This window comes from Paenibacillus oryzae, from assembly GCF_001675045.1.
GTDB lineage: Bacteria > Bacillota > Bacilli > Paenibacillales > Paenibacillaceae > Pristimantibacillus > Pristimantibacillus oryzae.
This window is the reverse complement of record NZ_LYPA01000078.1, coordinates 1-12,188: the sequence shown is the minus strand read 5'-3', so window position 1 is coordinate 12,188 and position 12,188 is coordinate 1. Positions and strand designations below refer to the sequence as shown.

Genomic DNA, 12,188 nt, shown 5'->3' with positions numbered 1-12,188 from the left:
TGAATTAAAGCACAAGCGGAAATAAAGCAGGATTTTGGTCTGCGCAATGCCGAAGCTCCTCCTTCTCCCATCCAGACTATACTGTCGGTCCCGGATTTTCACCAGGTCCACCGCATTGAACAATTCGTTCAATCCGGGTCACGGACTGACGGAGAGCGCCGGACATACGGTTGCCCGTTTTGTCCGGCTCGCTCCGATCACCGCCGGTTGGGACTTTCACCCGACCCCGAAGGAAAGCTTGCTATTGATGATATGGTTAGCATCTTACCACTATTCGGCGGAAACTTCAACCTTCTCCATTTTGTCGCCGTTTTTAAGAGCATCCACAAACTCCATGCCTTTAGTCACCTTGCCGAAGACCGTGTGGCCGCCGTCAAGATGCGGCTGCGGCTGGTAGCAGATATAGAATTGGCTGCCGCCAGTGTTGCGTCCGGCGTGAGCCATTGCAAGCGTTCCGCGCTCGTGCTTGTTAGGGTTGATTTCGCAATTGATTTGATAGCCCGGTCCACCCGTGCCGTTGCCTGTCGGGCAGCCGCCTTGGGCAACAAAACCCGGAATAACGCGGTGGAAGGTCAAGCCGTCGTAAAAACCGCTGCTTGCCAGCTTTTCAAAGTTTGCAACAGTATTTGGCGCATCCTGGTCGAACAGCTCCAGGTGCACCTCGCCGCCGCTTGCCAATTTGATCTTTGCTTGTTTTGCCATGTTTAAACATCTACCTTTCTATACCGAATAAAGATACGTTACCAATTTTATCTTTAATTCGCAAGTGCAGACTTTTGCAGGCGGGCCGGAATGACGTCATTTACGACGATATCGTGAAGCGATTCGCGCTTAACAACCAGGTCAGCCTGGCCGTCCTTGACAAATACAACAGCCGGACGGCGTATCCGGTTATAGTTGCTTGCCATGGCGTAATTGTAGGCGCCGGTGCAGAACACGGCCAGCAAATCACCGCTTTCCGACTTCGGCAGCTCCAGATCCCAAATGAGCATATCGCCGCTTTCGCAGCATTTGCCGGCAATGGACACGGTTTCTTCAATTGCCTCGTTGGCGCGGTTAGCCAAAATAGCTTCATAACGGGACTGATACAGAGCCGGACGCGGATTATCCGTCATGCCGCCGTCAACAGCAACGTATTTGCGTACGCCGGGAATATCCTTGCTTGTCCCGATTGTGTACAGCGTAGTACCCGCATCGCCAACCATGCTGCGGCCCGGCTCCACCCAGATTTCGGGAAGCGGGAAGTCTGCCTGGTTGAATTTGACCTTGATGGCATTTGTAATAGCGGCTACATATTCGCCCAGCGGAAGCGGCGTATCGCCTTCAACATAACGAATGCCGAAGCCGCCGCCCAAGTTGATGACCTTAAAGGTCAAGCCAAATTCCTCGCGGATGGAAACCGCAAAGTCTGCAACCTTGTCAACGGCCATGCGGAAGCCTTCAACCTCGAAAATTTGAGAGCCGATATGGGAATGCAAGCCGAGAATTTCCAGGTTAGGAAGCTCAAGCGCCTGTCCAATCGCAGCTTTGGCCGAGCCATTGCCCAGATCGAAGCCAAACTTGGAATCCTGCTGGCCGGTAGAAATATAATCATGTGTATGCGCCTCGACGCCAGGCGTGATGCGGAACAGGATATTGACCTTTTTGCCTTTTTCGCCCGCAAGAGCGTTAAGCAGAGCAAGCTCGTGGAAGTTGTCCACTACGAAGCAGCCGATATTAGCATCCAGCGCCATATTGATTTCGTCCGGCGTTTTGTTGTTGCCGTGGAAATGGATGCGCTGTACCGGGAAGCCCGCTTGCAGCGCTGTATGCAGCTCGCCGTCGGACACAACGTCCAGTGACAGCCCTTCCTGCTCCGCGATGGCGCACATAGCCATAACGCTAAACGCCTTGCTTGCGTAAGCCACCTGGAACTTGAATCCGGATGCCTTAAACGCCTCCACATATTCTCTTGCGCGCTGGCGAACGAGCTCCTCGTCCACGATATATAGCGGCGTGCCAAACTGCTGCGCCAAATCCGTAACGTCGCAACCGCCTATTTCAAGATGGCCTTTGTCATTAATTTTACTTGTTCCATGCAGATACATTGGTTACCCTCAGCTTTCTTCCGCTTACCTAAAACGGATATGATTTGCATCTTATAGCATCAGTATAACGCAATCCTTCCGCGCCCGAAATGGATAAATTCGCATTTCATTTGTATTTTTGGGTATGGCGCCCTTTGTCCGAAATCCGGGCTCCATAAGAGGCCATTAAATATCGCCGCCGCTACTCCGCCTCCGGCAGCTTTTCCGATTGCTGCGCCCGCATAATGTTGGGCCTTGTCCGGTTATGCAAAACCGGCTTGCGAATGATGATGCTCCATAAGGCTTTAGCATCGAAGGGAATAATCGGCCACATGTAGGGACGGTTCACGGAACGCTCCATAACCAGCATAATAAAGATAAGCGTGCAAACGATCATAAAGCCCGGAGCTTCAAAGGCCGCGACGGAGATGAGTAAAATCAGCCTCACTATCCGGTTAGCCAAGCTAAGCTCGTAGCTCGGCGTCGCAAACATGCCGATGGCTGCAATAGCCATATACAGGATGACCTCATTGACAAAAATACCGGTTTGCACGGCAATATCGCCAATCAAAATGGCTGCAACCAGCGAGACGGCGGTTGATAAGGAAGACGGGGTATGCACAGAGGCCATCCTCATTAAATCCACCCCGATTTCCGCCAATAAAAATTGGAGAAACAGCGGAATTTTACCGGTTTTGTTGGGACCGATAAATTCCAGCATTGGAGGTTTGTACTCCGGATGCAAAACGAATAGAAGCCACAAGGGCAGCATAAACAGCGATGCCAGCACCCCGGCGAAACGAACCCACCGCAAATAAGTGCCAATCAGCGGCGTCTGGCGATTTTCCTCCGCGTGCTGCATCAAATCGGTATAGGTTGTTGGCAGCGTCATGACGCTGGGCGAGGTATCCACGAAAATAGCGACAGCGCCTTCCAGTAAATGTGCGGCAACCGTATCGGGACGTTCGGAATATCGGGCGAGCGGAAACGGACTCCAGCCCCGATTGATCGTCGCCTCCTCCAGCTGCTTGTCCGCAAGCGGCAATCCGTCGACCTTGACCAAGCCGATTTTATCCTTGATGGATTTCAGCAGCTCCTTGTCGACAATATCGTCTATATAGGCAATGCAAACATCGCTTTTGGTCCGTTCGCCGATCTGGACAAGCTCGTATCTCAGCGCGGGATCGCGCAGGCGTCTGCGGACCAGGGAAACGTTAACCATAAGCGTTTCAATAAAACCGTCCCTGCTGCCCCTTACCACCTTCTCCAGCGAAGGCTCCTCCAGCCCGCGTGCTGGAAAATTTTTGGCGTCGATTCGCAATGCGGTACTCTCTCCATCAATAAACAGCGCCGTTCCTCCGGCCAAAACGCTGTTAATGAGCATCGTCCAGTCACTTTCCCGCTCCACCTGCGCCGCAGGCACATAATGATCCAGAAACATGTGAAGCGCGTCGCTGCTCAAATCATCGGGCTGGAGATAGGTCAGCCGTTTGAGCACCTCTGTAAGCAGTTCGTCCTTAACTAGCCCGTTCATGCAAAAAAGCGCCGTTTTCCGCTCCCCGAACGTCATCTCGCGGACAACAATGTCAAAGCTTGTTTTAAAGCCGACTTCATCCTCCAGCCGTTTCAGCACCTCGTCGAGCTTAGAGGGAATTGGCCTTGCCTGCTTTTCCGCATCCTCACCCTTGCCCTCTGACGCTTCTTTTGCATTTCCTCCCCGGCCCTTTTGACCGCCGGAGGACTGGCCCGCCTTTTGCCCGTTGGCCTCCTCGCTCTTATATGCTTCAGAGGCTTCTTCAGATGGGCCGGTATGCGTATTCATGCCAGAATAGCCTTGCAGCGCTCCTCTCTCCTCCATCCGTTGTTCCTCGGGCATGCCGGGCATCCAGCCGGATTTCCCGTTTCGCCCCGCAGCCTGCTCCCTGTCCTGTTCCATATCTGTCATACCTATCGCCTCCGGAGTAGTTTCATCCCGTCACCACTGAAAAATCAGCCAATCAAACAACGAACCAAGCGTTTTGCCCAAAACCATCGACATAACAAGCGCAAACATATATTGGGACAAGCCCATTCGTTTAGCCAGAATCGGCAAAACGTTGATAACCTCTGTTAATGCCGCCGCCAGCATACCGATAAAAATGCCGTCCAGAAGTCCCGGCAGCCCCAAAAGTGGGACAAAACCCAGAGGCAGCCGCCAGTCCAGAAAATCGGCAAAGGTCCAATACAGGGAACCTGCGATAATGGCCGTTTCAAACCATACGGCTTTGCGGAAAGCCCTCGCCAGCTGGGCCAGACGCGGGATTAAATCGAAAACGATCAGGAGGGCAACCATGCCGCTGCCTACGGCCAGTCCCCCGGCAAGGCCAAGCAGCACAAGAAACAGATTAATCGCCAGCTCACCCATGTTCCTTGCTCCCGCTTTGGTCCAGATCGGCTTGCTTGCGCATTTCGTCCGCGATAACATAATCATTCATGTTTTCCTGGTACAGATACAGCTCCACTTCCAGCGGATTAGGCTCTTCATTGAATTTTTTCTTGAACAAATGATTAAAAAACAATATCATGCCTAATCCGACCCCAAGCGAATACGGAATTTGGAACCATAGCGGATGCTCCGTCCGCCGGCCCGTAATCAGCTCCACAATGCGAATATGGACTTCCTTCATGCTGACGTCGGTATGGAAGTTCATAATCGCCAAGCCCGCTCCAAAAAACAAGAGCAGCCAGGCAAAAACCAATATCGCATATCGGGGTTTTACCGGCTTGTCAGCTACCATAACGAGTACCTGGGGATCACCATAGGCTTCAACCGTCAAATCCGGAATCTCCTTGCGCAGAGCTCTTACAATCTGAAGCAAATCGATCACGACCCGGTTTCCGTCGCTTTGACGATGGCGATAAAGCGGAAACCGTTTCAGCCTTTCCTCCAGCTCCTCGTCATCCGTCAGCAGTCTGGCGGCTTGACCCAGCATGACCTCATGGCCGGTTTTGATATAAATCCGTCTTTTGAGACGCAGGTAGAGAACGGGATGGCTGGCTGCGTCCATCAAATCATCCCCTCCGCTTATCTTTTTGAACTGACATGGTTAGTATGGAACGCGGAGGATAAGGATACTCAACCAATTTCATGAAAAAGGACCAAACCGCTATAAAGCGATTTGATCCCGAATGGACTGCAATATTTTTTTCTCCAGCCTGGACACCTGCACCTGGGAGATGCCAAGCCTGCTGGCAACCTCTGACTGTGTCTTATCGCGGTAATACCGCAGGTATACGATTAACCGTTCCCGCTCGCTTAACCCTCCGATTGCTTCCGTCAAGGCAAGCTTATCGAACCAGCGCTCCTGGGAATCATCGGCGATTTGATCCATCAGCGTAATAGGATCGCCGTCATTTTCAAAAACCGTTTCGTGTATCGAAGCCGGCGGTTTGTTGGCCTCTTGGGCAAACACGACGTCCTCCGGTGAAATGCCAAGCCGCTCGGCTACCTCCGAAATAGTGGGCAGCCTGCCAAGCGTCTTGGACAACTCATCCCTCATTTTGCGCACCTTGCCTGCCGTTTCCTTCAATGACCGGCTGACCTTCAATGTGCCGTCGTCGCGCAGAAAACGCTGGATTTCTCCGATAATCATAGGAACCGCATAGGTAGAAAACTTGACATCATAAGACAAATCAAATTTATCGACGGACTTCAGCAGCCCGATGCACCCGATCTGGAACAGGTCCTCCGGCTCGTACCCCCGGTTAATAAAACGCTGGACCACCGACCATACAAGCCTTATATTGCAGCTTACCAGCGTATCTCTGGCGACCGTATCGCCCGACTGGCTGAGCGCGATCAGCCGCTTGACCTCTGCGTCGTCCAAATAAGGCTGGGCTGACTGCTTCAAATGAACATCCATGAGGCTCAACCCCTATACTCTAGTTATAGAGCGCTTTTTTTGATTCAATACGCTTCAGCATGGATATAGTCGTTCCTCCTCCAAGCGAGCTGGCTACCTCGAACCGGTCCATGAAATTTTCCATAATGGTAAATCCCATGCCCGATCGCTCCAGCTCCGGCTTGGATGTATACAAGGGCTGAAGGGCCAGCTCGACATCCTCGATGCCCGAGCCTTCATCCGACACAACAATGGCCACCGTATCGCGTTCAATGCTGGCTTCAACCTTGACCAGCTTTGACGGGTCGTTGTCGTAGCCATGGATGATAGCATTGGTTACCGCCTCGGAAACCGCGGTTTTGAGATCGTTTAGCTCCTCCAGCGTAGGATCGAGCTGGGAAACGAATGCAGCAACGGCAATTCGGGCAAACGCTTCGTTCTCCGAACGCGCGCTGAATGAAAGGGTCATTGTATTGGTTCCGTTCATGAGACCACCTCCAAACTGGTGATTGCGCTTCTTTCATTGTCATGGATGTCCACGATTTTGAATAAGCCGGATAGCTCAAACAGCCGGTAAACGCCTGGATTAACATCGCAAACGGCCATTTTTCCTCCCTTTGCCCTGACCTGCTTATAGCGTCCCAGAATGACGCCAAGCCCCGAGCTGTCCATAAATTGCAGGTCCTTGAGACTCAGAATGACATGGCGGACTCCATCCCGAAGAAGCTCCTCCTCCATTTTGAACCTCACCTTGTCCGCCGTGTGGTGATCTAATTCGCCTTGCAGCCGCACAATCAACACATTGCGGCGATGCTCCAAATCAATTTGCAGACTCATATGCACCCTTCATCTCCTTTAGCCTCATCTCATTCCGCCGGTATGAGAGAAGGGATTCTTCACCGCCGCCGTTTATTCCTGCATGGCGACAAAACTAGAAGCAGGCCGCTACAAGCTGACAAATACGACCTCCGCCATTGCCGCAAATGCGACAAAAAACGCAAAGACAGAATCCCGCGCCGTTAGCCGGCGCGGGTTGTTTTGGTTTAATGGAACAGGCTATGCGAGGAGCGCTGGAACAATTGCCACCAGCCCGCCTTGCCGACACTTTTTGGCGCCGTCAATTCAAATTCCTTTAATGTTTGCCCGCCCTGATAAACAACAAGCTTGCCTATCGGCTGGCCTTCCTTCACGGGTGCTTTTACATGGTCCTCCAGCTTAAGCTCGTAGCGGATATCGTTTGTTGGCGTCCCTTTTTTGAGCAGCACGCTGTAGGAACGCTCGGCCGTGAGCGGCAGGACGGATTCCTTGCCCTTCTGTATGGTCAATGCTCCTATGTCCTCTCCCTGTTCAACAATGGGATAATTCATATATTGAGCAAAGGCGAAGTCGAACATTTGGGAAACCTCGCTGTTTCGCTGCTTGGTTGTTGGTTCTCCCATAACAACGGCGACTACGCGCAGACCGTCCCGAAGCGCGGTTGCGGACAAACAATATTTTGCTTCGCTTGTATAACCTGTTTTCAAGCCGTCGGCCCCGCTATAGAAGCGAACCAGCTTGTTTGTATTTACGAGCCAAAACGGCTTCTCGGACGTTTTCCGCAAGTAATCCTGATAGAGGCCGGTATATTTCGTAATTTCCTGATGCTTGAGCAGCTCGCGCGACATAACGGCGATATCATGCGCCGAGGAATAGTGGCCTTCCACGGGAAGTCCGTTGGGATTGACAAAACGGGTGTCGTTCATGCCAAGCTCCCTTGCGCGCTCATTCATGCGGGCGACAAACTGGGCCTCCGTTCCCGCCAGCTTTTCCGCCATAGCCACCGAAGCATCGTTTCCGGAAGCAAGCGCAATACCCTTGATCATGTCTTCGACCGACATCTCTTCGCCTTGCTCCAGAAAAATTTGCGAACCGCCCATAGATGCGGCGTATTCGCTGGTTGTTACCTTGTCGCTAAGCTTGATCGTACCGTCGTCGAGCGCCTCCATGATGAGCAGCATCGTCATGATTTTAGTAATGCTGGCCGGCGGAAGCTTGGTATGGCTGTTTTTTTCAAAAATGACGGTGCCCGTATCGGCATCCATCAAAATAGCCGAATTTGCGCTTGGCGCCAAATCGGGAATAGCCGACTGATTCCCGGCAGCATTACCTGCGGCGTTTCCATCCTGTGCCGGCGCCTTCTCTTCAGCTCCTGCTATCGAAGGCAGAAGCAAGGTACATGCCACCAGCATGGCGGTTACTATTTTTAAAGTCTTTTTCAAAGCGCAGTCCCTCCTGAAAGAAAAGCGGTTATATTTTCCTATTCAGTGTTGACCTTTGCGCTTTAAATTATTCCATCGTTTTCCTTTTATTTACGGCTACACAGGCTGTAATCAGACAACATCCGTTTGATCCACTTTAGATATCGTGAGCCAGGCAATGCCTAGGCCAATCGCTGCTAATGTCAACGGCACGGCCACTATGGAGCTTAATGTAAAATTGCCATTATTGCTGTTTACAATCGCAGCGATAATAGTAGCCGATACAATGGTGACAGGAACCGATTTTTTCCTCATGCCGAAAAATAAGGAGATTAAACACATACAGGCGGATGCGGCTGCATGGACAACGGTCTGAATGGCATGCTCAACCAGATGGCTCTGCGTAAGTGCTTCAGGAATTTTGCCTAACTGCCGATCCAGAATCAAAAAAATGAAAGTGATAAGAGCGGTGCTGACTACAATCGCGCTAAAGGTCCACAGCACAACCAGCAGCAGCTTGGCGCTGAGCAGCTTTTTCCGGCTGACGGGGTACATAAACAACACAGAAATGGTCTTGTTTTTATATTCGCTTATAACCAAACGGCTAATTAAGGTCCCGCCGTATACAACAAACGCCACGCGTGTAAAGGTGCCAATCATCGCAAACAGCTGCTCATAGGTTCCAAACTCAGGCAATTCGTTTATTGCGTCGGAAAAATAAAGCGGCATCGACAACCCAACTATTACAAGCACGATAATGAAAGCGCTTGGGGGAAACCATCTGAATTTTATTTTTTGTATTTCCAGCTTCATTAAACTAAGCATGTTTTTTTCCTCCCTCCAGCAGTTCCAGAAAATAATCCTCAAGCGAGTTGGCTTTAACAGTAATGGAGTCCAGAGGCACATTGTGCTGAATCAGCCCTTTGGAAAGCTCGCTGGAAGACATGCCTGCATCATAAATGCGCAATTCGCGCTCGCCGCTCACCTTGAAATTGGAAATTGCCAGCTCATGCTCCAGAACAAACGCCGCTTTTTTAACATCGGGCGTAATCAGCTCGGTGTAATTTGCATTCATCAGTCTGACAACGTTCATAGAAACCTCCTGTACAAGCCTTCCTTTGTCCAGCACCCCGATAGTGTCTGCTATTTGCTCTATTTCTCCCAGGATATGACTGGATATGAGGAGGGTCATGCCATATTCCTTGCTGAGCGAGTCAAGAAGAGTCCTCATTTCGCGGATGCCTACAGGATCGAGGCCATTAATCGGCTCATCCAGCAGAAGCAGCTCCGGCCTGGTAATGATTGCTCTGGCGATCCCGAGACGCTGCTTCATACCTAACGAAAATTCCTTGACCGGCTTGCCCGCGATACCCTCCAGAGAAACGCGCTCCAATGCTTCGGAGACGGCATTTTTGCGAAAATATCCCATGTAGCGGCAATGAAGCTCCAGATTTTCGACAGCAGTCAGCTTATCGTAAAATATAGGAAATTCTATAATGCTTCCCATTCGCTTCAGCGTTTCATAGGAATTTGGCAGCAGCGGCTCCCCAAATAACTGGATATCGCCTGCGGTCGGCTTTATCAGATTGGTCAACATTCGCATAACTGTTGTTTTACCTGCTCCGTTAGGGCCTAGAAAACCGTAAATCTCTCCCTTTTTGACATGCATGCTGACATTCGATACCACTTCTGTGCCCTTATAGGCCTTGGTCAGCCTCGATGTGTGAATAATATAGCTCATTGCTTTACCTCCCTGGACAATATACGTCATTGGCTCTTGTTTTCTATCTTAGCGGGAAGGCTTATCTTTTTCTTTACGAGTATCTTACTTATTTCTTAAGCTGCAATGGTCACGGTCCGGCAGCCTTGGGAAGACGCAGGACAAATACCGTTTCCTCGTAAGGCTTGCTGCGCAATTGAAGCTCTCCGCCCATTTCCTCCGCCAGACGTTTGGAAATGCTGAGACCTAGTCCGCTGCCTTGATACTTTTTGTTTCTGGAATCCTCCAGCGTATAAAGGCGCTCAAACACATGGTCCGCATGTTCCTCCGAAATGCCTTTGCCCCGGTCCATAACCTCGCAAAATACCCATTCATGGTCGGCGTATAGCTTAAGCCCAAGCATCCGCCCGGCGCTCCCGTATTTGACCGCATTTGATAGTAAATTGTTCAAAATCCGATCAAGACCGTCCGCATTGGCAAATGCATAAAGCGGCTGCTCCGGGATTTCTGCCTCCACCCTGATCTGCTGCGATTCCAGCAGCTCATAAAAGGCCAATAAATTGGCGGAGCATGCTTCATTCATATACACCCGGGTTAGCTCCAGCTTGCGGTCGCCGGCTTCAAGCAGCGCCAGATCAAAAAAGCGGTTCATCAGCGAAATGACCTCCAGCCCTTTGTCATACACCTTTTTCAGCAGCTCTTCCCGCTTGTCCGGCGCTAACTCAGGGCGGCGATGCAGCGTTTCAAGATAACCTAAAACAACCGTCAACGGCGTTTTTAAATCATGCGACACATTTGCCAGCATCCTTCTCATGGCGGCTTCCGTCAATTTGAATCCAGCCGCTTCCTTATCTTTTCGGGTCAAAAATATATTGACGGCATTCAGCAGCGCCTGAATATCGGGGTCATCCGATGGATGAAGCAATTGAACGGGGGTCCCGCTCCGGTTTATTTCCTCAAGCTTGCTCGTTATGTAGTTCATGCCCGCACGCTGCCCCGCCATTCTGGAAAGCGCAAATACAAGCCCCGCCGACAGCGCAACCACAATTAGTATAAGTATAATCATCATCAGTCCAGCTCTCCCAAACGATAGCCGATTCCCCAGAGTGTTTTAATATACACCGGGGAAGAAGGATCATCTTCAATTTTTTCGCGCAACCGGCGAATATGTACATTAATTACATTTTCATCGCCCAAATAAGGATCATCCCAAACCGCGCTGTATAATTGACCTTTGCTAAATACTCTGCCTGGATTGCGCGCAAATAGCGCCAAAATCTGGAACTCCTTGGCGGTCAATGGTACCATCTCTCCCTCTTTTGTTACGGTAAAATTGTCCTGATCTATCAACAGCTTTCCAATCCGATGCACCGCTTTTTCCTTAGCTGTCCCGCCTGAATATCGGGTAGCCCTGCGAATTGCCGCCTTTACTCTCGCTGTAAGCTCGATCATGGAAAACGGTTTGGCTATATAATCATCGGCGCCGAAGCCCAGTCCAATCGCCTTGTCCACATCTCCATTTTTGGCCGACATAATCAAAATGGGCACTGTGCTGTCCATGCGGATAACCTGAAGCACATCCATACCGCCGACTTCCGGCAGCATCAAATCCAGCAATACTAGGTCAAAGCCTTGTTCCCGGAACAGCCTTAACGCCTCATTCCCATCAAACGCCTGTACCACCGCAAGTCCTTCCAGTCTCAAATGCTCGGCCACCATTTCACTAATTTCAGTATCGTCCTCAACCAGCAAAATCGCCAGCTTTTTTGCCTGCTCCTTCGTCTGTTCCATCCTGCATCCCTCTTTTGTTAATGTCCATATCTTTCCTGCTTCTTTTATCCTATAGTAACCGAGCAAACCCGACAAGACCTGTAGCTAAAGCGGCTCCATTGACAATACGCTATCCTGCCGGCGTGGCCGGTCCTGCTACTCTGACGCTAATCTGACCATACTCTTTCCTGTAGACGCGTCTGTACATGCTATACTAACCATATTCTATCCTGCCGGGCATGGCTGGTCCTGCTACACTGACAATCCTCTTTCCTGTAGTGCGACTGTACATGCTAGACTAACCATATTCTATCCTGCCGGCGCAGTTCTTTTTACCCGCTTTAACCAATCAGTTGGGCCGGATAGCTCTATTGGACATCTGTGACCGTTACAACCTTTTTTTGGCGAGATTACCATTTATAACGGTCACGGATGACTACGCTTGACCCATAACGCTTCCTTAAATTTACAGTAAAAAGCGATAGCTGCTCAAGACGTTTTGGAACACTTGGAG

13 protein-coding genes and 1 riboswitch are annotated in these 12,188 nt (G+C 50.7%); all 13 genes read right to left on the bottom strand.

From position 1 onward, the window contains the following. Nucleotides 1-55 precede the first annotated feature (55 nt). A riboswitch (FMN riboswitch) is annotated at nt 56-238 on the bottom strand. A gap of 32 nt (nt 239-270) precedes the next feature. The 13 genes from A7K91_RS23290 to A7K91_RS23230 all read right to left on the bottom strand — a co-directional run bounded on the left by A7K91_RS23290 (nt 271) and on the right by A7K91_RS23230 (nt 11,695). Beyond that, nucleotides 271-702 carry a peptidylprolyl isomerase gene (locus A7K91_RS23290; protein ID WP_068686891.1) on the bottom strand — a complete coding sequence of 144 codons (432 nt, stop codon included), beginning with the start codon at nt 700-702 and terminating at the stop codon, nt 271-273. Nucleotides 703-755: 53 nt separating this feature from the next. Continuing rightward, nucleotides 756-2,087, bottom strand: coding sequence for a diaminopimelate decarboxylase (gene lysA, locus A7K91_RS23285; protein ID WP_068686890.1), 1,332 nt, complete (start codon nt 2,085-2,087; stop codon nt 756-758). A 181-nt stretch (nt 2,088-2,268) separates the two neighbouring features. Beyond that, entirely contained in the window at nt 2,269-4,011 is a 1,743-nt protein-coding gene (locus A7K91_RS23280; RefSeq protein ID WP_068686889.1) for a spore germination protein, read from the bottom strand. Nucleotides 4,012-4,041: 30 nt separating this feature from the next. Continuing rightward, on the bottom strand, nt 4,042-4,470 hold the full coding sequence (locus A7K91_RS23275; RefSeq protein ID WP_068686888.1) for a stage V sporulation protein AB: 429 nt from the start codon (nt 4,468-4,470) through the stop codon (nt 4,042-4,044). Further along, nucleotides 4,463-5,113 (bottom strand): stage V sporulation protein AA, encoded by a 651-nt coding sequence (locus A7K91_RS23270; RefSeq protein WP_068686887.1) that lies wholly within the window; start codon nt 5,111-5,113, stop codon nt 4,463-4,465. The genes A7K91_RS23275 and A7K91_RS23270 overlap by 8 nt, the downstream gene beginning before the upstream one ends. Nucleotides 5,114-5,212: 99 nt before the next feature. After that, nucleotides 5,213-5,968 carry an RNA polymerase sporulation sigma factor SigF gene (gene sigF / locus A7K91_RS23265; RefSeq protein WP_068686886.1) on the bottom strand — a complete coding sequence of 252 codons (756 nt, stop codon included), beginning with the start codon at nt 5,966-5,968 and terminating at the stop codon, nt 5,213-5,215. A gap of 19 nt (nt 5,969-5,987) precedes the next feature. Beyond that, nucleotides 5,988-6,434 (bottom strand): anti-sigma F factor, encoded by a 447-nt coding sequence (spoIIAB, locus tag A7K91_RS23260; protein WP_068686885.1) that lies wholly within the window; start codon nt 6,432-6,434, stop codon nt 5,988-5,990. After that, on the bottom strand, nt 6,431-6,784 hold the full coding sequence (gene spoIIAA / locus A7K91_RS23255) for an anti-sigma F factor antagonist (RefSeq protein WP_068686884.1): 354 nt from the start codon (nt 6,782-6,784) through the stop codon (nt 6,431-6,433). The genes spoIIAB and spoIIAA overlap by 4 nt, the downstream gene beginning before the upstream one ends. Nucleotides 6,785-6,990: 206 nt before the next feature. After that, entirely contained in the window at nt 6,991-8,175 is a 1,185-nt protein-coding gene (locus tag A7K91_RS23250; protein WP_068686966.1) for a D-alanyl-D-alanine carboxypeptidase family protein, read from the bottom strand. A gap of 141 nt (nt 8,176-8,316) precedes the next feature. After that, a complete protein-coding gene (locus A7K91_RS23245; protein WP_068686883.1) occupies nt 8,317-9,009 on the bottom strand; it encodes an ABC transporter permease in 693 nt (230 codons plus the stop codon). Beyond that, nucleotides 9,002-9,925, bottom strand: coding sequence for an ABC transporter ATP-binding protein (locus tag A7K91_RS23240; RefSeq protein ID WP_068686882.1), 924 nt, complete (start codon nt 9,923-9,925; stop codon nt 9,002-9,004). The genes A7K91_RS23245 and A7K91_RS23240 overlap by 8 nt, the downstream gene beginning before the upstream one ends. Before the next feature lie 109 nt (nt 9,926-10,034). Continuing rightward, complete coding sequence (locus A7K91_RS23235) at nt 10,035-10,973, bottom strand: sensor histidine kinase (protein ID WP_082967704.1); 939 nt, start codon at nt 10,971-10,973, stop codon at nt 10,035-10,037. Continuing rightward, nucleotides 10,973-11,695 (bottom strand): response regulator transcription factor, encoded by a 723-nt coding sequence (locus tag A7K91_RS23230; RefSeq protein ID WP_068686881.1) that lies wholly within the window; start codon nt 11,693-11,695, stop codon nt 10,973-10,975. The genes A7K91_RS23235 and A7K91_RS23230 overlap by 1 nt, the downstream gene beginning before the upstream one ends. Nucleotides 11,696-12,188: the final 493 nt, after the last annotated feature.